The sequence below is a fragment of the Mucilaginibacter paludis DSM 18603 genome, assembly GCF_000166195.2.
In the GTDB taxonomy this organism is placed as follows: domain Bacteria; phylum Bacteroidota; class Bacteroidia; order Sphingobacteriales; family Sphingobacteriaceae; genus Mucilaginibacter; species Mucilaginibacter paludis.
Genome location: NZ_CM001403.1, coordinates 3,599,024 through 3,620,213, shown reverse-complemented (window position 1 = coordinate 3,620,213; position 21,190 = coordinate 3,599,024). Strand labels below are relative to the sequence as shown.

Below are 21,190 nucleotides of genomic sequence, written 5' to 3'. Positions count from 1 at the left end.
CCGATGCAACTTTTTTATACACCTGATATTACCGATTCGCCTATTTATTTTTTGAGCGAAGAGGAAAGCAAACACTGCATTAGGGTATTGCGTTTGCAAATGGGCGACCACGTTCAACTGATTGATGGCCATGGAGGTTTGTACGAGGCCGAAATTGTTGATGCTCATCCTAAAAAAGTAGCACTCAAGTTATTATCGCTTCAGAACGAATTTGGCAGGCGGAATCATTATCTTCATATTGCGGTTGCACCTACCAAAAACCTGGAAAGGCTGGAGTGGTTTTTAGAAAAAGCCACCGAAATTGGTATCGACGAGATCTCGCTCATGATTTGCCAGCGTTCGGAACGTAAAGAGGCCAAGGCCGAAAGATTGAATAAGATCATCACTTCTGCTATTAAACAATCACTTAAGGCCTACCATCCCTTATTAAATGAGGTTACACCGTTTCAAAAACTGATCAACCAGCCTTTTGACGGGCAAAAGTTTATTGCGCACTGCGAGCCCGGCGACAAAGCTGAGTTAAGCAGCTTGTTAAAGCTACAGGGCTGCTACCTGATTTTAATTGGCCCCGAAGGTGATTTTTCGCCAAAAGAAATTGAAGATGCTTTGCAAAATGGATTTGAACCAATAACTTTAGGAAATAGTCGTTTAAGAACAGAAACGGCCGCACTGGAAGCTTGCTTCGAGATCAATTTTTTAAACCGCTGATGAAGTTAATAACCATTTTACCGCTTTGCTGCCTGCTGCTGTTCGGCAGTTTTAGCGAGCCTACCTACAAAATGGCGAAGGTGAAATATAGTGGCGGTGGCGATTGGTACGGTGACCGCACAGCCTTACCCAACCTGATTAAATTTTGTAATGATAATTTAAAAACCAACTTTCAGCAGCAAGACGAGGTGGTTGAGTTGGCAAGCGGCGAACTGTTCAACTACCCATTTGTTTTTTTAACCGGGCATGGTAACGTGATCTTCTCTGACCTGGAAGTAAAAAACCTGCGCAAGTATTTAACTGGCGGTGGCTTTTTGCATATTGATGATAATTACGGCCTTGATAAATACATCCGCATTCAGATGAAGCGGGTTTTTCCGGAACTTAATTTTGTTGAGCTGCCTGTCAATCATCCTATCTATCATCAAAAGTTTGATTTCCCTAATGGACTGCCCAAAATTCATGAGCACGATGGCAAGCGGGCACAGGGATTTGGCCTGATATACCAGGGTAGGTTGGTTTGTTTTTACACTTATGAGTGCGATTTAGGCAATGGTTGGGAGGATTATGGTACTTATGCTAACGACACCCAGGAGAGCAGGCTGAAGGCGCTAAAAATGGGCGCCAATTTAATCCAGTACGTTTTAACACAATAGCTATGTATAAGATTAAGGTAAACGGGAAATTTGATTACGAGCTGGAAAACAAATCGGGTAAGGTAACCCTGAACGGCGGCGATATAGCAGCCGATATGGTTAAATTCGATAACAATAATTATCACGTTTTACTTCGTTATCAATCGTATCAGGTTGAAGTAGTTGATTTTGATCAAACCAATAAAACGGCATCGATAAAGGTGAACGGTAACGTTTACCGCCTTGAGGCTAAAGACCAGTTTGATGCCTTATTGGAGCAACTTGGATTAAATAATCTGAATAGCAATAAAATAAGCGATATAAAAGCGCCAATGCCAGGCCTGGTACTCAAAGTATTGGTTGCCGAAGGTGATGAGGTGAAAAAAGGAGAAAGCCTTTTTGTACTGGAGGCGATGAAAATGGAAAACATTATTAAGGCACCGGCTGATGCTGTTGTGAAAACCATTAAAATAAAGCCTGCCGATAAGGTTGAAAAGGGGCAGCTGCTGATTTTGTTTAAATAGAGATTCCTTCGTCGTACCTCCTCGCAATGGCGTGCTGTTAAGTTTTTGATTGTCAATACTGAATTTCTCTCCATTATGTCATCCCGACGCGAGGAGGGCCCTTTTAAAAGCGGTAAGTATGCATTATATTCGGTGCGCTGATTATCAATGCACTATCTTTTCTCCAAAAATCAGTATTCTTAATTTAGAACATCGGCCCGCTCAATCGCCGCGGAAGAGCTTGTTACTTTTTGTCTTGACACAAAAAGTAACCAAAAAAGTCAAGACTGCCCGATCCTTCCGCCCAGAGGCCAACACCCGGCCCGGCGTGCAGTCGGGCCATTGCGCACATTTTTTATCTGCGCTTGATAATCTACAAGTTCCAAACATCATTCTTGTTTTTTTTCAGTTGACCGGATGGTATAACTACGGATGACAGCTTTCGCGCACAAAAAAGGGTGTCGTGCTGATACTTCGTCAGGCTCAGTAGTCGAAGCACGGTGCGGCGGCCTCTGAAAGCAGCATTCCCTTAGAATTTCAGCCTGTACAGGGTAGTTACTTGCAATAATATTGGTTTAATGATTTGATTATCAGGGTTCTGATTTCTTTCCCCGAACGTCATTGCGAGGGACGAAGCAATCTCTACATAGAGCGGCTCTGCAAGTTTGCCCTGTGTAGTATAGAGGTTGCTTCGTCGTACCTCCTCAATGATGTTGCTTTATGCGCTTATCTGCAGCAATACAGCCGCATAGCATCACTCAGATAAATAAAAGGCTTACTTTTTATTCTTATCCGCGAAAGCGAAAACCTTTTGTAAAAGCGGCGTGGTACGAGCTCCCAGGTTTTGGCGGATATTAATTTCTTCGGCGGCAATTTGGATAAACAAACCGGATATGGCTTTTTGGGTAACATAATCACTGATATCGGGATTTACCTTGCTCACAAAAGGTACTTTATTGTAAGTTGAAGCCACCTCGTTGTAATATTTGGTAGCACCTACCTTAGTGAGGCTCGCTTGTATTACCGGCCTAAATTTATCAGCTAATGCTGTAGTGGTTGTGCGTTTAAAATACTGTGTAGCTGCATCGTTGCTGCCTAACAAAATGTTGGTTACATCTTGCAATGTCATTTGTTTAACAGCGTCTATAAAAATGGGTTTTGCTTGTCCTGCTGCATCTTCGGCTGCACGGTTGAGCGAGAGTATTACGTTATCGCATAATTGGTTTAAGCCGAGTGATCTTAATGTTCTCTCAACCTTTTGGGCTTCGGGCGGGAAAAGTATTTTAACGGCCGCGTTGCCAAAAAAACCGTTTAAGGCAGATAGCTGGTCGGTGCTTTTGGTGGTTCCCTGTTCCAGTGCCTGTTTTAACGCGGAGCCTATTTCGAGCGTAGTAGGTGTTCCTTTCGTTGTTGTGGAGGTTGATTTCCCGGTGAGTTTTTGCAGTATAGATTGAAATCCCTGGCCGGACGACTGGATGTCTGTACCTATAATCAATGCACCAATCAGCGTAAGCAAACGTAATATCTTCATATATAGTTGTTTTTATCTTCTATTACAAAGCTATTCAATTTAAGTTTGAATATCGCTAATATCCAAAGTAATGCCAGTGTTATTAAAAGTTTTTTACCAAAGCAAAAACCAGTCCGGCAATTAACGCTGATATCGGGATGGTAATTATCCAGGCCCAGATCAGGTTAAGGGTAACCCCCCAGCGCACCGCCGATACCCTTTTAGTTAAGCCAACCCCAATGATAGAACCGGTTATGGTATGGGTTGTAGAAACAGGTATAGCGAAATACTCGGTTAAAAATAAGGTAACTGCACCGGCCGTTTCGGCACTTACGCCCTCTAAAGGGGTAACCTTGGTGATTTTAGAACCCATTGTTTTTACGATTTTCCAACCACCCGACATGGTGCCGAAAGCGATTGCAGAATAACAAACAAGAGGGATCCACTCGGGCATAGGCGCATCTTTGGCAACTACGTTTGATGCAACCAGGGCAACGTAAATAATACCCATTACTTTTTGGGCATCGTTACCACCGTGTGCAAAGCTTAAAGCGCCTGATGATACCAGTTGTAAGCGCTTAAACCATACTTCGGCCTTTGCGGGCCGGGCGTTTTTGCAGATATGCAATATAGCAATGTTGATAGCAAAGCCGATGATGCTACCGATAATTGGCGCTAAAAATATAAAAGCGACTATCTTGATAATGGGTGCTGAATTTACTGCGCTAAAGGCGTTTTCGTGCATAAATAAAGCATTGGTCATCCCCGCCCCTGCAAAGCCTCCAATTAAGGTATGTGATGAACTTGAAGGAATTCCGAACCACCAGGTGATGAGGTTCCAGGTAATGGCGGCAATTAAACCTGCCAATATAACGTCGAGGGTAATAAAATGCTCGTGAACGGTTTTGGCGATGGTATTGGCTACTTTATGATCCTTAATAAGAAAGTAAGCCAAAAAGTTAAACGCCGCTGCCCATAGCACCGCCATAAAAGGCGAAAGTACTTTGGTAGATACTACGGTAGCAATAGAGTTTGCTGCATCGTGAAATCCGTTAATAAAATCGAACACGATGGCTAAGATGATTACTACAACCAGCAATAAGGTCATGCGCTTATGCGTTTTTTACTAAAATGGTTTCCATTACATTAGCTGCGTCCTCACACATATCTGTCGCATTCTCCAGCGTAGCTAAAATTTCTTTGTATTTAATCAGTTTAATGGCGTCTTTCTCGTATAAAAAAAGATCTGCAACCGCCCTGTCGAAAACATAATCGGCCTGGTTTTCCACACTGTTGATGCGGATACAGGAGTCGGCAATGTTTCTCACATTTTTCAGATCCTTTAACTCCCTCACGGCTTTCTCCATATCAATGCTGCCCTGCAATATCAAATCGGCCAGTTTGCGGATGGGTACTGTAAAATCATCAATGCGATAAAGGTTCATCCGGTTGGCGGCACCTTGAATATTGTCGGCCACATCATCAATAGCTGTAGCCAAAGCATGGATATCTTCCCTGTCAAAAGGGGTTATAAAGTTTTTGCCCAGTTCAATATAAATCTGGTGGGTAAGCTCGTCGCCAATGTTTTCCAGTTTGTCAATTTGTTTGTAAAGCTCGTCGCGGGTAGCTGGGTTATTGGAATTTACGGTTTCAACCAAAACGGTGGCGATGGCCACTACATTGTTAGCCGCTTGCTCAAATAATGGAAAAAACACTTTTCTGTCTTTAGGGACAAAATATTGAAATATACTGTTTAGCGACATGACTTAGTTTGATGAGTCGCAAAGATAACCGCTTAGTGTTAAGTTAATGTTAAGCCGTTGCGTCTATCTAAATTCTTATCAATTTGTTAAATGGACTATTACGTTGCCATGGTATGGTTTAAGGCAATAATGGCATCGTCAAAATCTTCGCGGGCCACCAAAAACTGGATATTAACTTTGCGTAAGGCAAAGCCGGCGCTCTTGATATTGATATTTTTACCCGCCAATGCACCTGCCGATTTAGCCAATAAACCCGGCTGATCGATATTTGAGCCTATTAAACAAACCATAGCTACTTTTTCAACAGTTACTTTCTCAAATTTTTCTTCCAGGTCGTGTATCAGTTGTTTATGGAAATCTTTTTCCCATATCACGATGGAAATGCTGTTGGCGCTGGTGGCCTTAAAATTATAGCTTACGCCCAGGTTATAAAATACCTGCATAATCTGGAAATCCGAACCTACGTTACCAACCATCAGCGGATCGTAAATATCAATCATTACCAGTTTAGTGGTTCCGGTAATAACCTCCACCCTTTTTTGTTGGCTTACATAATCTTTGGTGATCAGGGTACCGGGGTGCTCAGGCTCAAACGTGTTTTTAATGCGAAGATTGATGTTGTTAATCTCCAGTGGCTTTGATGCTTTGGGGTGGATTGCCTCCATGCCCACATCGGCCAGCTGGTCGGCAACATCGTAATTGGTAAAACCAACCGGTACGCAATTATTAATACCTACCAACATAGGGTCGGCAGAGCATAGGTGATATTCTTTGTGGATGATAGCTTCTTCGGGCTTTACCGCTACGGCAATTTTGCAAAAGGTAACTTCAGAATAGCCACGGTCAAACTCGCGCATAATACCTTCGGTTCCTTTGGCGTATCCGGTTACAATACAAATGGTTTTGGTGAAATCAATATCACTGAAAGTGTGTTTGATCCGCTGATCGATGGTGTATGATTTATGATCGTGAAAGCCGCTCAGATCAACAAGAGTAGCATTGATACCCATGCTTTGTAAAATATTGGTGAATACAAAGGCCGAATGGGTTTCGCCGATAGAAGCCAGTATCTCGCGGGCGGCTTGCAAAATTCCTTCTTTACTTACATAGCCGGATGCCAATATGTTGGCCAGGTTATCCAGGTAATGGCGGGCATCGTGAATGCGTTGCTCAATAAACTTATCAGCTATAACCAAATCGAGCCCCAGGGGTTCATATTTTTTATTGATCTTTTGTAAACTGTTGATCAGTTCATCGAGCGAGTGATGAAAATCCTGGTATTTAACAATGCGGTGGTAAACCCCAGGTTCGCCCGTTTTTTTATTTTCAAGCAATAAGTTGGTTACGCCAGAAAATGCCGAAACAACAAAAATGCGGTTATACAATTCCTCGCCAGACCGTCTGAACAAAATGATGTTGTTGATGACGTCCTGAAGGGCACTCATGGATGTGCCGCCAATTTTTTCTACTGTTAACATGTTATCCCTTAATTCTAAAGCAATGCCGAAACTGAATTTTTGTTGAAATACGCCCCATCTGCTTCAAACAAAGCCACACAAAATAATCAGGCGGCAAATTTATAAAAATAGCTGAATAGATGAGGTTGAAGCCCGATTGATTTTCAGGTACCCCAAATAGCCTTTAATTATTTGTAAAACGGAAGATCAACCTTTTTTTAAGGACGATTCGCGAATAATCAATTCTGATTTTAAAACGATTGAATCGGTCAGCATCATATTCGATTCTCCTTTTAAATGGTTAATCAACGTTTTTGCAGCCACTTCGCCCATTTCGTAACTTGGATAGTTAATGGTAGTTAAATTCGGATCAACCAGGCCCGAGATGGGGTCGTTATTGAAGCCCACGATAGCAATATCCTGCGGTATAGCAATGCCGGCCTGCTTTAACTCGCGCATACAATAGGCAGCAAAGGCATCGTTGGTAATAAAAACGCCATCGGGCATGGGCTTCAGGGCCAGTAGCTGCTGGGCGGCATCCACATCGTGGCCTATGTGTTCGTTCAGGTAGTTGATGATCAGTAAATCGTCGGTGTACTCCAGGCCGCCGTCCTCCAGTGCTTTGCGGTAGCCCTTAAACCTGTCGGCATAAACATTGCGTTTTAAATCGCCGGTAACATGGGCAATTCTTTTGCAACCCTGTTCAATGAGGTGGGTGGTAATTTGGTAGGCCGATTTAAAATTGTCAATAACTACCGTAGGGCAGTTTTTATGTGTAAATACCCTGTCGAAAAATAACAAGGGGATACCCTTATCTATAAAAACGTCAAAGTGGCTAATGTCTTCGGTATCGTAGGCCAGCGAAACCATTAAGCCGTCAACCCGGCTGTTAAACATGGTATTGGCATTGGTAACTTCTTTGGCTGCACTCTCGAGCGATTGGCTTATAATCAGGTTGTAACCCAATTCGCTGGCCACTTTTTCCATTCCGGCCAGTACCATCGCCACAAAATAGCTGTCCAGCCGGTGTACAATTACACCAATGGTATTGGTGCGTTTTAAACGCAAACTGCTGGCAAAAGTGTTGGAGCGGTAGCCCATTTCTTTGGCCATGTCCAATATTTTCTTTTTGGTTTTACGGTTAATTGCCGGGTGGTCTCGCAGGCCTCGGCTTACCGTGGCCGGAGAAATACTGAGCGTTTTGGCTATATCGTAGATGGTAATTTCCTTATTCTTCATTCCGCGGGACACATATTCAGTGCAAGGTATCAATTATACGCAAATATTAATTAAATATAAAAAATTACAATCGGTTGCATTTTCAAAATTAATCTATAATTTTACCGTTGATTAGTGTTAAGTAAACACTAAGGTGCTTCAAAACCTTTTATAAATTAAAAAACCTGTACATGTTACTTCTCGGTATTGATATTGGTACATCGTCTATTAAAGTGTCTGTTGTTGATGCGGATTTGCAAACCTGTATAGCATCGGCCCAGTACCCCGAAACAGAGTCGGCTATTACCTCAAGGCAGGCCGGCTGGGCAGAGCAATCGCCCGAAATGTGGTGGGAGCATGTGCAAAAGGCCATCCTTTTAGCACAAATTAAAAAGCAATTAGATCCTAAAGATATCAGCGCTATTGGTATTGCTTACCAAATGCATGGCCTTGTTTTGGTTGATAAGGATCAAAACTGCCTGCGCGATAGCATTATCTGGTGTGATAGCCGCGCGGTTGAAATTGGCAACGATGCTTTTGACCACATTGGCCACGAAGTTTGCTTGAGCCATTTGCTTAACTCTCCGGGTAATTTTACCGCTTCAAAATTAGCCTGGGTTAAAGCCAACGAGCCCGATATTTACGCCAAAACAGATAAAATTATGTTGCCCGGCGATTTTATTGCTATGAAACTTACCGGTGAAATTACGACCTCAGTTTCGGCCCTGTCAGAAGGCATATTTTATGATTTTTTATGCAATCGGTTGTCTGCTGAGGTACTTGAATACTTTGGCTTTAGCGAGGATTTGTTTGCAGCCATAAAACCTGTTTTTGCAGATCACGGACATCTTAAACAATCGGTGGCTGATGCTTTAGGCTTAAGAGCCGGAATCCCGGTAGCTTACAAAGCGGGAGATCAGCCTAATAATGCCTTATCCTTAAATGTATTAAACCCAGGCGAGGTAGCAGCAACGGCGGGTACCTCTGGTGTTATTTACGGTGTAAGCGATGTTTTGGCTTATGATAAAGAATCGCGGGTAAACACCTTTGCCCACGTTAATTATACCGACGAGCAAAAACGGCTCGGTGTTTTGCTTTGCATTAACGGTACCGGAAGTTTAAACCGCTGGACAAAGACCGTTTTTGGAGCCGATACCACTTATCAGCAAATGAATACCGAAGCACGCCAAATCAAACTGGGCTGCGATGGTTTACGCATCCTGCCCTTTGGCAACGGTGCCGAGCGTATGCTGAACAATAAAATGGTAGGCGTACACTTTCAAAACATCGACTTAAATTTACATACCCGTGCCCACATCTTCAGGGCTGTGCAGGAGGGTATTGCCTTCTCGTTCAGGTACGGGTTGGATATTATGCGTGAAAATGGCATGAACCCAACCATCATCAGGGCCGGTAAAGCCAACCTGTTTTTAAGCGATTTGTTTACCGAAGCTTTTGTTAATGCAACAGGCGTGCCGGTAGAACTTTACAAAAACGACGGCAGCATAGGCGCGGCGTTAGGCGCCGGCATAGGTTGCGGTATTTATACAACCCCGCAGGAAGCTTTCAGCAACATGAAGGCTATCCAACTGGTAGAACCCTCAAACCCGGGCTACGAAGCCATCTACCAGGAGTGGAAAGGTTTGTTGGACAAACAACTGTTTGACTGTTAAGAAACCATAATCTTTATCTCAATAACAAATAACCCAATATCGAGGTATCATAATCCAGTAACCAAATAACCGGAACCGGTAACAAACAACTCAATAACAAATAACCCAGTAGCCAATAACTCAGTAACTAAATAACCAATAACAATAACCAGTAACAAATAATAAATAAATATTATGGCAAATATCGTTTTAGGAGAAAAGGAATTTTTTAAAGGCATCAGCCAGATTAAGTACGAAGGGCCGCAAACGGATAACCCTTTGGCATTTCGCTGGTATGATGAAAACCGCGTAGTAGCCGGAAAGACATTAAAAGATCATTTACGTTTTGCGGGTGCATACTGGCACTCGTTTGTAGGTAATGGTGCCGATCCGTTTGGCGAGCCTACCCACATTTTTCCGTGGAATGTAAAAACAGACGCTGTTGAGCGCGCCAAAGATAAAATGGACGCGGCGTTTGAGTTTTTAACCAAACTTAACCTGCCTTACTATTGCTTCCACGATGTGGATGTGGTTGATTATACCAATGATGTGGCCGATAACGAAAGACGCTTGCAAGCCCTGGTTGATTACGCCAAAGAAAAGCAAGCCGATAGCGGTGTTAAATTATTATGGGGCACAGCCAACCTGTTTTCAAACCGCAGGTATATGAACGGTGCTACCACCAACCCTGATTTCAATGTACTGGCACACGGCGGCGCACAGGTAAAAGCTGCCCTGGATGCTACCATTGCTTTAGGTGGCGAAAATTATGTGTTTTGGGGTGGCCGCGAAGGTTACATGACCTTGCTGAACACTAACATGAAACGTGAACAAGAACATTTTGCAACTTTTTTACATGCCGCTAAAGATTATGCCCGCAAACAAGGCTTTAAAGGTACCTTCTTTATTGAGCCTAAACCTTGCGAGCCATCCAAACACCAGTACGATTATGATTCGGCTACGGTAATTGGTTTTTTACGCCAGTACGATTTGCTGAACGATTTTAAATTGAACCTTGAAGTTAACCATGCTACACTGGCCGGCCATACTTTCCAGCATGAATTACAAGTGGCTACTGATGCAGGCATGTTGGGATCTATCGATGCTAACCGTGGCGATTACCAGAATGGCTGGGATACCGATCAGTTCCCTAATAATATTACGGAGATTGTTGAGGCCATGCTGGTAATTTTAGATGGTACCGGTTTACAAGGCGGTGGTGTTAACTTTGATGCCAAGATCCGCAGGAACTCGACTGACCCTGCCGATTTGTTTTACGCTCATATAGGCGGAATGGATATATTTGCAAGGGCTTTGATCATTGCTGATAATATCCTGCAGAAATCCGACTACAGAAAAATCCGTTCTGATCGTTACGCTTCGTTTGATAGTGGCAAGGGCAAAGAGTTTGAAGAAGGAAAATTGAGTTTGGAGGATCTGCGCAACTACGCCGCCGAAAATGGAGAGCCTGCGGTAACAAGCGGTAAACAAGAATATTTAGAAAACTTGATTAACAATTATATTTAATTTATAATTGTTGAATAAACGCTTAAAACCTAAATAACAAATATGAAAAGACTTCAAACCGGTGATTACATTGTATTTCTCGTTTACTTTTTAATTGTCGCCTTGTACGGCTGGTGGGTATACCAGCGCAAAAAGAATGTTAACGCAACATCACACGATTACTTTTTGGCCGAAGGATCCTTAACCTGGTGGGCTATTGGTGCATCGTTAATTGCATCCAATATTTCTGCCGAGCAATTTATAGGGATGAGCGGTTCGGGCTTTAAAATGGGCCTGGCTATTTCAACTTATGAGTGGATGGCATCGCTTACGCTGATCATTGTAGCCGTTTTCTTTATTCCGGTGTATCTGAAGAACAAGATCTTTACGATGCCGCAATTTTTAAAACAACGTTATAATGGTACTGTGGCCATGATTATGGCTATCTTCTGGCTGTTATTATATGTGGTTGTTAACCTTACTTCTATCTTGTACCTGGGCGCTTTAGCTGTAAGCAGTATTTCGGGTGTAAACTTCACGGTTTGTATGTATGGTTTGGCCATATTCGCTATTATCATCGCGTTGGGCGGGATGAAGGTAATTGGTTATACTGATGTTATCCAGGTGTTCTTTTTAATTTTGGGCGGATTGGTAACAACTTATATCGCTTTGGATTTGGTAGCACAACATTTTGGTAGCTCCGGCCCTATCAGCGGTTTCAAGTTAATGGCATCGCACGCTAACGATCACTTTCACATGATCTTTAAAAAGGATAATCCCAGCTATATGGATCTTCCTGGTTTAACCGTGCTGGTTGGTGGTATGTGGATTGTGAATTTAAATTACTGGGGCTGTAATCAATACATTACCCAACGCGCCCTTGGTGCCGATTTAAAAACAGCCCGTGGCGGTATCTTATTTGCGGCTTTCCTTAAACTAATGATGCCGGTTATTGTGGTATTACCTGGTATTGCAGCCTATGTATTGTATAAACAAGATCTTTTCCAGAAAGAGATGATGCACAACGGCGAGCTGAATCCGGATAATGCCTATCCGGTATTACTCGATTTATTGCCAACTTACATGAAGGGTTTATCTTTTGCGGCATTAACGGCTGCTGTGGTAGCATCCTTAGCTGGTAAGGTAAACAGTATTGCTACTATATTTACCCTGGATATTTACAAGAACAGCTTTAAAAACGATGCTTCCGAAAAAAATCTGGTTGTTGTTGGTAAAGTTTCAGTTGTTGTAGCTATGTTTTTAGGGATCATAATTTCACCGTATTTAGGCATCGATAAAAAAGGTGGTTTCCAGTACATTCAGGAATATACGGGCTTTGTATCTCCGGGTATCTTTGCCATGTTTATTTTAGGTTTCTTCTGGCGTAAAACAACTTCAAACGCGGCTCTTTTTGCAACCATAGGCGGTTTTATCCTCTCGGTTATGTTTAAATTGTTACCGGGTTGGGTTAACTTATCATTCCTGGCGCCAAGCGGTTTTTCTAAAATGACCGACGCGGGTGTTTACGAGATCCCTTTCCTTGACCGTATGGGCTTTGTGTTTGTGATCTGTATTGTGTTTATGTACATCATCAGCATGATTGAAAACAGCAAAGGCGATAAGGTTAATGCTCTGGAAGTGGATACCAAAATGTTTAAAGCACACCCAGCATTTGTGGCCGGTTCCATATTAATTTGTGGTATCCTGGTGGCTTTATATTCTATTTACTGGTAGTAGATAGAAGCAGGAAGTAAGAAACAGGACGCAAGATGCCTGAGGCAGGATAAAATCCTGTTAGGTTTCTACAGTTTTTATCTTATTTCTTGCATCTCAAAACAAAAGTCCCCGCTCCGGATCTCCGGATGCGGGGACTTTTGTTTTACACACTTGTTGGTTTGAAAATATTTCCAGTTAAAAACCTGTATCATTGCAGTAGTTAACTTATTACGTATAGTGGATCAATTTTCAGTTTATTTAACTTACGCACCGGTGGCATCAGCCATATTTGCTATTACCTTGATTTTTAGTTTACTGGCTTTTTACAGCGATGAATTGTACAGCAGGTTTATACTACAGCCTTACAGCGTGTCCCGGGGCGAGTATGTTTATACTCTTTTAACCAGTGGATTAATTCACCGCGATTGGCCTCATCTCATTTTCAACATGATGTCGTATTACTTTTTTGCTTTTCAGTTAGAAACAGTGATAGGGCATTGGCAATTTGGTCTGCTTTATACAGTCAGTTTGATTTTAAGCGATATGCCAACCGTTTTAAAACACAAAGAAGATTATTGGTACCGCAGTTTGGGTGCTTCGGGCGCTATCAGCGCGGTGGTATTTAGTTCTATCTTGTTTTTTCCGTTTGCACAGATGGGGCTGATTTTTTTACCCATCCATGTCCCGGCCATTGTATTTGGCGCGCTGTACCTTGTTTATTGCGTATATGCTTCGAGGCAGGCCATCGGCAGCATTAATCACGACGCTCACTTTTATGGCGCCATTTGCGGAATAATAGTTACCATAGCGCTATACCCACGTGTGGTACCGGCGTTTTTCCACCACCTGAGCACTTTAAGTTAAAGCCCTAACTCAATATTTTCGGCGGGGATAAAGTTTTCATCCTCGTCCAGCAGGAAAGTCATGGGATGCTCAGGGTTTTTGATGATCTCGAACAACAGGAAGCCCCATCGTTTCCAAAAACTTTCCAATACCTGTCCGTATGTTTTGCCCAGCCAATCGTCAAACAATGGCTTAGTGCTCATACCCTTTAACGACATCGCCTCAATATAAATCTCCTCGCCTACAGGCAATATATTATACTCGGGCAAGCGGTTAAACAAGTAGGCCGAATAAAATATCCTGCCGCTAAATTCTTCAAACTGGATGGGGTGCAGTGTTTTGCCCTCTATCTTTTCTAAAATCTGCCTGTGATAATTGCGGTTGGCCCCGTTATCCTGTAACGAAATAATTAAGCCAAAATCTTTTAAACGGATAGAAAATGTGAGCGTATTAATTTCATCGCGGTAAGCAAACTCATTTTCGGGATTGTTAACCTTAAATAAAAACAGGCTGAAGGGTTTAAACTCTTCAAATACCAAAGGCAAATTAATGCTTTGCAGCATCAGGTGCAGGTTACTAAACTTATGAATGATGGATTGCGATATATTAAACTCATCGCCCTGGGCATGCGATTGGCGGATAGCCATTTGTATCTCGTTAAAAATAATGCCGTAAAGCAGTTTTCCTGCCCATTGAAAAAGCTTCAGTTGGTCAATCGCCTGTACGCCCTCAAAGCCACCGTCAAAGGCCTCGGCTATCTCCTGCTCTAATGGCTCAAGGTATCGTTCGTTCACGGTTGCCGAACAAGGTATCTTTAAATCCTTGTAGGTGGCCATGCTTTCATCCAGCAATTTAAAGGGCTGATCCTGCAAGTCGTACCGGCTCATCAGCCAGGCCGGGAAAACCTGAATTTTTTCTTCGGATGATTGAAGGGTTTCGCCGGTAAGGAAACACTTGTTATTGCTAAAATTGAACGTATCGAATGGCTGGTATAATTTTACTGACATTGCCGCAAAGATAGGGTTCAAAATTTTTATTGAAGTAATTTTTTTGTCAAGCTAATAACTTCCCCTGGCAACAATTATTTATTTTTAAAGATAGCCACCACGGTTAAAACGAAATTTTTAGATTTGGTTTTAACATGAAACTGACTTACAAACCCTTTGAGCTCGAACTGAAACACACGTTCACTATTGCCAAATTCTCGCGTACATCAACCCCTGTTATGCTGCTGCAAATAGAGCATGAGGGATACACAGGGCATGGCGAAGCATCTATGGTTCCGTATATGGGCGAAAGCCACCAAACAGCTACAGCATTTTTACAAAAAGTTGATGTGGCTCAGTTTAAATACCCTTTTGATTTTGCTTATATTAACAGTTATCTGGATGAGATTGAGGCTGGCCATCCTGCTATTAAAGCCGCGATTGATATTGCCCTGCACGATTTGGACGGCAAGATGAAGCAACAGCCTTGCTGGCAATTGATGGGAAGCAATCCGGCGTTGATGCCGGTAACATCATTTACCATAGGGATTGATACGCTGGATGTAATTGTCCAGAAAGTAAAGCAGGCAGAAGGTTTTAAAGTGATTAAGGTAAAGCTGGGCCGGGATAGTGACCAGGAACTGATTAAAACCATCCGTAGCGTAACCGACGTGCCTTTATTTGTTGATGCCAACCAGGGGTGGACGGACCGGCAGCAAAGTTTGGACATGACCTATTGGCTGCAAGAGCAAGGCGTATTGCTGATAGAGCAACCCATGTTGAAAACCGATATTGATGGTAATGCCTGGCTCACCGAGCGCAGCCCCATACCATTAATTGGCGATGAAGCTGTACAGCGCTTACCGGATGTAGCCAGGGCGAAGGGGGTTTATCACGGCATTAACGTAAAGCTCATGAAATCGGCCGGGATGTATGAAGGGCACCAGATGATTTTAAAGGCGAAAGAATTGGGTTTAAAAACCATGATAGGATGCATGAGCGAAACCAGCTGCGCTACCCTGGCCGCGGCGGCTTTAGCCCCATTATGCGATTGGGCCGATTTGGACGGCCCTTTTCTCACTACAAATAACCCCTATGTTTTACCTGAATTTAAAGATGGTAAATGGGTGCTGAATAATGATGCCGGATTAGGATTAAAGGGGTAGCTGCTTTTGGGCGCGATTTAAGTCTGCCTGGCGAATATCCGTTAGGGAGCATAATATCCGGCGCGGGCCGTAAAAAACGGTTGTATAAAGTATAAAACAAAAGGCCCATCTGATTGGAGATGGGCCTTTTGTTTTATATTGAAAGTACAATTGTCGCCCTGTTAATTCAGGCTCAAGATTTTCGAAGCAAGATTAAAATCACAGTGCTAATCCTTGCCTAAAATAATTGGCGCTCCTTTGCCATTACCGAGGATAATTACCTTAGCATTTGGCGAAAGGGCAATTTCTTTTTGAGCCTTAATGGTTTCGTATTGCAATTGCTTGTCTGATAGGCCGGTAGATAATATCTTTTGATAATCGGCTATACCCTGTGCTTCTACCCTTTTACGTTCGGCTTCCTGCTTTTCCTTTTGCAGTACAAATTGCATTTTTTGAGCATCCTGCTCGGCATTGATCTTTGATTCGATACTGGCTTTTACCGATGCCGGGAGGGTGATGTTGCGTACCAGTAACTGTTGCAGCTCAATTCCGTTTTTGGCAAAGCTGGCGCTGATGGCTTTTTGTATTTTGTTTTGGAACTCTTCTCTCCGGGTGGAGTAAAGCGCCACGGCTTCATAGTAAACAGCATTGTCGCGTATGGCGGTACGCGCCACAGGGCGCACTATTTTGTCCACATAATCGATACCGATGTTTTGGAGGATGTAGGGGGTTTTGTAAGGGATTACGCGGTATAAAACAGTAAGGTCTACCGTTACTTCCAAACCATCCGATGATAATACGCGGATGGCATCGTCACCGCTTTTTTGACCTTCGGTAGTTTGCGCGCTCATGGTATAGTTTTGGGTGCGCGAATCGAAGGTGGTTACATCAACCACTGGATCAATAATGTGCAGCCCGCTTTCCAGTACATCATTTTGTACCTTGCCAAATAACGACTGTACGCCTACCGTACCCTGCTCAATAACCTTAACCGAGGAGCTGAACAAACCGATTACCACAATAACTACCCCAACAATGGTAATAATGCCCGAATAATGACTATTGGGCGACGGGCTACGTTTGATCACCATGCCCGCGATGAGCACAATGATGCCGAGAATTGCTATAAACATCTTTTGTTTTTTTTGTTGAAGTTACAGCTTTTTCTGTGTGCTTTTAATGTCTTTGATCAGCCTTATTTTAAAGATAATCACCATTGCACACAAAAAAATTGCCCCCAACAAATAGGCCCAGTTGCTGTTTTTAATGCTATAATAACCAAACAGCAGGCACAAAAAAATGCAAACGTTGTATAATACGTTTAACAGTACTTTAAACCACATTAGTATACCTGCATTGAAGGGTCAATTTCATCGGCCCAGGCCAAAATTCCCCCCGTTAAATTATACAAATTGGTAAACCCTTTTTGCTCAAGCTGCATAATAGCTACGGCGCTGCGTTTGCCGCTGCGGCATTGCATAATAACAGGTTTATCTTTTGCTATTTTTTCCGACTCGATCAGGATCCCGGCAAGGGGAATTAAAGTACCGCCCAGGTTTGACATTTCGTACTCAAAATCTTCACGCACATCAATCAGCTGAAAATCTTCACCTTTGTCCATTTTTTCTTTAAGTTCCTGTACGCTTATTTCTTTCATGTATATCTAATTTGTTGGGCAAAGTTATTGATTTTATAACACAAAGCAGATTGCTTGGCCGGGCTATATTTCGTAATTTGATCTGTAACAAACAAACATAGTGGGCGTTTAATAGTAACAGGTGTAATATTGGTTGCACTAAGTAAGGAATGAAGAAGATTACACGTTTTTTTTGGTTTTGCTCCGGCGCCCACGTAGATACGCTGAAAAAATACCCCATCGAACATAACAAGTATGTGGGCATAGGTGCCACCATATTTTTTACGGCTCTGTTTGCCTCCCTTTCTGGTGGCTACGCCATGTATTTTGTTTTTAGCGGGAACGATTTTGCGGTGGCGTTCGCCATTTTGTTCGGCATCATCTGGGGGTTGGCTATTTTTAATATGGACCGCTATATTGTGGGTAGTATCAATAAACAGGGTACAACCAACCAACAAATACTACAGGCATCGCCGCGGATTTTGCTGGCTATTATGATTGGTGTGGTTATATCGCGCCCGCTGGAGCTCAAAATTTTTGATAAAGAGATCCGCCAGAAACTTAAAACATCTTACCTTAACGGGCAGCGCAGTAAAATTGATACCCTGCAAAAGGCCTACAACGAAAAGTACGGGCAGGAGCTGCTCAAAAATAACGACATGAAAAAGGAGCGAGACTCGCTCACCAAAGATATCAACCGCTCGCGCTACCAGTTAAACCAGGAGGTTTTTGGCGATAAAAGCAACCAAACATCGGGCATTAAAGGATATGGAACCTACGCCAAGCAAAAGCAAGGCGTTTTGCAGGAAAAACAAGACAGGCTGAAAGTAGTGCAGGATAACCTGGATAAAATGGACGGCTATTTAAACCAGCGCAAAGAATACGATGGACTGAACAACGTTAAACTTTTTTCGGAGCATCAACTGGACAGCCTATCAAATGTGGCCGGTTTTGCCGACCGTAACTGGGCGCTCGGCCAATTGGCTTACAGGGCAGATGGCAAGCGCGACCTGGATACTTATCTGGCGCAATCGTTTATCGCTTACCTGTTTATTCTTTTTGAGTGTTTACCGGTATTTGTGAAGCTAATGTCGCCCAAGGGATCGTACGATGTGGCGCTTTCGCGGATTGAAGAGTCGGACACGCATTTTGCCAATAAAGAACGGGATAAAGCAGTTGCTGCCACGGATGACGTACATGCTCATGATGTGAGTACCGAGGCGGAGAAACGAAGGCAGCTGATTAGCCGCCAGGCAGAGCATGATTTGGAGAAGCATCAGTTTGACTGATGAGTCCTATACTGTTTCCAGAATTAAATTGCCATCAATGTGAAGTTTTGAATGTAATTTTTTGGCAATACCCATATTGATCTTCTTCTTGCCGTTAAGAATAGAACTTAGTGTTGAATTTGGAATTTCAAGAAAAGCGGAAAGTTGTGATTTGTTCATTTTTTTCTCGTGCATTATATTTTGCAGTACATCCGTTATGGAAGCTTGCATAGGCATTGGATACTTATCGGTTTCAAATTGCTCAACCAATAAAGACAATGTTTCCAATTCTTTAGTTTCTTTTACGCTTAGATTATCGAATCCCCTGGCAATAAAACTTTCAATTTTAGATAAAGCAATATAGTAATCGCTGTTGTTTTCAATACGCTCCATAATTAAAGTTGATTTAATTTCCCTCTCTTGTTTAGTTCATCATATTCCGGATGTGTGAAAATTCCACGTATGTAAATGGTTCTGATATCAAAATGAATCATGGCAATAAGCCGGTAATTATTCCCGGCTATGTCAAATACATACCTATCGTTACCTATATAATCTACCGAGTTAAAAGACTGTTTTACATCCGGCAAGCTATTCCAATCTGATTTTTTTGATTTGGCAAACCATTCATTTAGTGCAATTAATGAACGGGGATGTTTGTTTGCAAATAAATGAATTACACCTTTTGTGATAATAACCATGTTTCGACTTGGAAAACTTAGTGAAGTTAGAAAAAAATTCGTAAAACGCGAAATCGCCCCTTCATTAATAAAAACCCATTAACCATAATTAAATGATAGCTTTGGCGCTATGGAAAGGCAAGACGTAAAGAAATTGGTTAAAGATACAGTAGCTACTTTAGGCGAAATAATGCATAACACAGCTATAGAAAATACCAGGTGGATATTTGCCTTAACCGAAGCTCAAAAGTTAGAAGCCTTTGCCGCCGAAAAAGAGGGCTTGGCAAAGCATTTATTAACAGTAGATAAACCCGGCGATATGTTTTTGTTTCTGTCGGAGTATAACAAAACCTATAATTTGCCGCCGTTTGAAACCCAGGCCCACTTTGCAGTACGCCGTTTAAACAGTGTGGTTTTTTTGCTGGTAGCTAACGAGGAACTATAGTTTCTTTTCAACAATCGGTGAAATCAAATTAGTAGCGGCGAAATCGTGATATTCAGTAAAAAATATTTGGTGTAATCCCCCTATATTTGGCCCAAATTTAACACCATGAGTTTCAGAACTGAACACGACACCATGGGCGAGGTACAAGTACCTGCCGATAAATACTGGGGCGCACAAACCGAGCGCTCTCGCAACAATTTTAAAATAGGCCCTGAGGCATCTATGCCTAAGGAGATTATCGCAGCGTTTGCTTATTTAAAAAAGGCCGCGGCATATACCAATACCGATTGTGGTGTATTGCCTGCCGAAAAACGCGACCAGATAGCACAGGTTTGTGACGAAATTTTAGCCGGGGAACTGGCTGCTGAATTTCCGTTGGTGATATGGCAAACCGGATCGGGCACGCAATCAAACATGAACGTGAACGAGGTGATTGCCAACCGCGCGCATGTACTGCAAGGCAACAAACTGGGCGAAGGCAAAACCTTTATCCACCCGAATGATGATGTCAATAAATCGCAATCATCAAACGATACCTACCCTACCGCTATGCACATCGCCGCCTATAAAATGGTGATGGATGTAACCATACCGGGTGTTGAAAAACTGCGCGATACGCTAAAAGAGCGTTCGGAAAAATTTAAGAATGTAGTTAAGATAGGCCGTACCCACTTAATGGATGCTACGCCGCTTACCCTGGGCCAGGAGTTTTCGGGTTATGTATCTCAGTTGGAGCATGGTTTAAGAGCGTTGAGGAACACGCTTGATCACCTTTCGGAATTGGCCCTTGGCGGAACTGCCGTAGGTACAGGCATTAACACCCCTAAGGGTTACGATGTTAAGGTGGCCGAATACATTGCCCAATTTACCAACCTGCCTTTCCGTACTGCCGAAAATAAGTTTGAAGCTTTAGCCGCTCATGATGCCATTGTGGAAACACATGGCGCTTTAAAACAAATAGCGGTATCGTTAATGAAGATTGCTAACGATATCCGTATGCTGGCCTCGGGCCCGCGTTCAGGCATCGGCGAGATCCACATTCCGGATAACGAGCCGGGATCGTCAATTATGCCGGGCAAGGTTAACCCTACCCAAAACGAGGCCGTAACCATGGTTGCCGCACAGGTAATGGGTAACGATGTAACTATATCTATCGGAGGCTCAAACGGCCACTATGAGCTTAACGTATTTAAGCCGGTAATGGCAGCTAATTTTTTACAGTCGGCCCGCCTGATTGGTGATGCCTGCGTATCTTTTAACGACCATTGCGCCAAAGGCATTGAGCCTAATTACGATGGTATTAAAAAGCACCTTGAAAACTCGTTGATGCTGGTTACGGCCCTCAACCCGCATATTGGGTATGAGAATGCTGCCAAAATTGCCAAGTACGCCTTAAAAGAGAATAAATCGCTGCGCGAAGCTGCTATCGGCTTAGGTTTATTAACCAACGAGCAGTTTGACGAATGGGTTAAACCCGAAGATATGATTGGCGGTTTAAAATAAACGCCCCCACCTAACC

At 42.8% G+C, this 21,190-nt stretch carries 22 protein-coding genes; 11 read left to right on the top strand and 11 right to left on the bottom strand.

Features of this window, described 5'->3' with window-relative positions; translation table 11 throughout:
* Positions 1–3: 3 nt before the first annotated feature.
* Genes MUCPA_RS15320 through MUCPA_RS15310 form a run of 3 tightly spaced genes read left to right on the top strand, consistent with a single transcriptional unit; the run spans position 4 to position 1,867 of the window.
* Complete coding sequence (locus tag MUCPA_RS15320; protein WP_008507576.1) at positions 4–708, top strand: 16S rRNA (uracil(1498)-N(3))-methyltransferase; 705 nt, start codon at positions 4–6, stop codon at positions 706–708.
* Positions 708–1,364: a DUF4159 domain-containing protein gene (locus MUCPA_RS15315; protein ID WP_008507575.1), complete on the top strand. Its 657-nt coding sequence runs from the start codon at positions 708–710 to the stop codon at positions 1,362–1,364. The genes MUCPA_RS15320 and MUCPA_RS15315 overlap by 1 nt, the downstream gene beginning before the upstream one ends.
* A 2-nt stretch (positions 1,365–1,366) precedes the next feature.
* Entirely contained in the window at positions 1,367–1,867 is a 501-nt protein-coding gene (locus MUCPA_RS15310) for an acetyl-CoA carboxylase biotin carboxyl carrier protein subunit (protein WP_008507574.1), read from the top strand.
* A 754-nt stretch (positions 1,868–2,621) separates the two neighbouring features.
* Here the strand turns inward: MUCPA_RS15310 and MUCPA_RS15305 are convergent.
* The 5 genes from MUCPA_RS15305 to MUCPA_RS15285 all read right to left on the bottom strand — a co-directional run bounded on the left by MUCPA_RS15305 (position 2,622) and on the right by MUCPA_RS15285 (position 7,815).
* Complete coding sequence (locus tag MUCPA_RS15305; RefSeq protein ID WP_008507573.1) at positions 2,622–3,377, bottom strand: DUF4197 domain-containing protein; 756 nt, start codon at positions 3,375–3,377, stop codon at positions 2,622–2,624.
* A gap of 82 nt (positions 3,378–3,459) precedes the next feature.
* Positions 3,460–4,464: an inorganic phosphate transporter gene (locus tag MUCPA_RS15300; RefSeq protein ID WP_008507572.1), complete on the bottom strand. Its 1,005-nt coding sequence runs from the start codon at positions 4,462–4,464 to the stop codon at positions 3,460–3,462.
* A gap of 4 nt (positions 4,465–4,468) precedes the next feature.
* Positions 4,469–5,119, bottom strand: a complete 651-nt coding sequence (locus MUCPA_RS15295) for a DUF47 domain-containing protein (RefSeq protein WP_008507570.1) — start codon at positions 5,117–5,119, stop codon at positions 4,469–4,471.
* Between the two features lie 98 nt (positions 5,120–5,217).
* Positions 5,218–6,597, bottom strand: coding sequence for an aspartate kinase (locus MUCPA_RS15290; protein WP_008507569.1), 1,380 nt, complete (start codon positions 6,595–6,597; stop codon positions 5,218–5,220).
* A 186-nt stretch (positions 6,598–6,783) separates the two neighbouring features.
* Positions 6,784–7,815: a LacI family DNA-binding transcriptional regulator gene (locus tag MUCPA_RS15285; RefSeq protein WP_040626006.1), complete on the bottom strand. Its 1,032-nt coding sequence runs from the start codon at positions 7,813–7,815 to the stop codon at positions 6,784–6,786.
* A 170-nt stretch (positions 7,816–7,985) separates the two neighbouring features.
* On the opposite strand from MUCPA_RS15285, the gene MUCPA_RS15280 reads away from it, so the two are divergent.
* The 4 genes from MUCPA_RS15280 to MUCPA_RS15265 all read left to right on the top strand — a co-directional run bounded on the left by MUCPA_RS15280 (position 7,986) and on the right by MUCPA_RS15265 (position 13,532).
* Complete coding sequence (locus tag MUCPA_RS15280) at positions 7,986–9,467, top strand: xylulokinase (protein WP_008507563.1); 1,482 nt, start codon at positions 7,986–7,988, stop codon at positions 9,465–9,467.
* A gap of 174 nt (positions 9,468–9,641) precedes the next feature.
* Complete coding sequence (gene xylA, locus MUCPA_RS15275; RefSeq protein ID WP_008507562.1) at positions 9,642–10,973, top strand: xylose isomerase; 1,332 nt, start codon at positions 9,642–9,644, stop codon at positions 10,971–10,973.
* A 42-nt stretch (positions 10,974–11,015) separates the two neighbouring features.
* Positions 11,016–12,686 (top strand): sodium/sugar symporter, encoded by a 1,671-nt coding sequence (locus MUCPA_RS15270; protein WP_008507560.1) that lies wholly within the window; start codon positions 11,016–11,018, stop codon positions 12,684–12,686.
* A gap of 219 nt (positions 12,687–12,905) precedes the next feature.
* Entirely contained in the window at positions 12,906–13,532 is a 627-nt protein-coding gene (locus tag MUCPA_RS15265) for a rhomboid family intramembrane serine protease (RefSeq protein ID WP_063747535.1), read from the top strand.
* On the opposite strand, the gene MUCPA_RS15260 is transcribed toward MUCPA_RS15265, so the two are convergent.
* The gene (locus tag MUCPA_RS15260) at positions 13,529–14,518 is read right to left on the bottom strand and encodes a hypothetical protein (RefSeq protein WP_008507556.1); all 990 of its coding nucleotides are present in this window, start codon (positions 14,516–14,518) and stop codon (positions 13,529–13,531) included. The two genes, MUCPA_RS15265 and MUCPA_RS15260, sit on opposite strands and share 4 nt — an antisense overlap.
* Positions 14,519–14,652: 134 nt before the next feature.
* Here MUCPA_RS15260 and MUCPA_RS15255 point away from each other — a divergent pair, with 134 nt between their 5' ends.
* Entirely contained in the window at positions 14,653–15,663 is a 1,011-nt protein-coding gene (locus MUCPA_RS15255) for a dipeptide epimerase (protein ID WP_008507554.1), read from the top strand.
* 206 nt (positions 15,664–15,869) lie between these two features.
* On the opposite strand, the gene MUCPA_RS15250 is transcribed toward MUCPA_RS15255, so the two are convergent.
* The 3 genes from MUCPA_RS15250 to MUCPA_RS15240 are packed head-to-tail and all read right to left on the bottom strand — an operon-like array spanning position 15,870 to position 17,299.
* The gene (locus MUCPA_RS15250) at positions 15,870–16,775 is read right to left on the bottom strand and encodes a prohibitin family protein (protein ID WP_008507553.1); all 906 of its coding nucleotides are present in this window, start codon (positions 16,773–16,775) and stop codon (positions 15,870–15,872) included.
* A 21-nt stretch (positions 16,776–16,796) separates the two neighbouring features.
* Complete coding sequence (locus tag MUCPA_RS39560; RefSeq protein WP_008507552.1) at positions 16,797–16,985, bottom strand: DUF6358 family protein; 189 nt, start codon at positions 16,983–16,985, stop codon at positions 16,797–16,799.
* A complete protein-coding gene (locus tag MUCPA_RS15240; RefSeq protein ID WP_008507550.1) occupies positions 16,985–17,299 on the bottom strand; it encodes a rhodanese-like domain-containing protein in 315 nt (104 codons plus the stop codon). Before MUCPA_RS15240 ends, MUCPA_RS39560 begins: the two co-directional genes overlap by 1 nt.
* A gap of 149 nt (positions 17,300–17,448) precedes the next feature.
* On the opposite strand from MUCPA_RS15240, the gene MUCPA_RS15235 reads away from it, so the two are divergent.
* On the top strand, positions 17,449–18,567 hold the full coding sequence (locus MUCPA_RS15235) for a DUF4407 domain-containing protein (protein ID WP_008507549.1): 1,119 nt from the start codon (positions 17,449–17,451) through the stop codon (positions 18,565–18,567).
* Between the two features lie 6 nt (positions 18,568–18,573).
* On the opposite strand, the gene MUCPA_RS15230 is transcribed toward MUCPA_RS15235, so the two are convergent.
* Positions 18,574–18,939 (bottom strand): helix-turn-helix domain-containing protein, encoded by a 366-nt coding sequence (locus MUCPA_RS15230; protein WP_008507548.1) that lies wholly within the window; start codon positions 18,937–18,939, stop codon positions 18,574–18,576.
* Positions 18,940–18,941: 2 nt separating this feature from the next.
* Positions 18,942–19,247 (bottom strand): type II toxin-antitoxin system HigB family toxin, encoded by a 306-nt coding sequence (locus MUCPA_RS15225; protein ID WP_008507547.1) that lies wholly within the window; start codon positions 19,245–19,247, stop codon positions 18,942–18,944.
* A 109-nt stretch (positions 19,248–19,356) separates the two neighbouring features.
* Between MUCPA_RS15225 and MUCPA_RS15220 the strand changes: the two genes are divergently transcribed.
* Entirely contained in the window at positions 19,357–19,671 is a 315-nt protein-coding gene (locus tag MUCPA_RS15220; protein ID WP_008507545.1) for a hypothetical protein, read from the top strand.
* Positions 19,672–19,776: 105 nt separating this feature from the next.
* Positions 19,777–21,174 (top strand): class II fumarate hydratase, encoded by a 1,398-nt coding sequence (fumC, locus tag MUCPA_RS15215; RefSeq protein ID WP_008507543.1) that lies wholly within the window; start codon positions 19,777–19,779, stop codon positions 21,172–21,174.
* Positions 21,175–21,190: the final 16 nt, after the last annotated feature.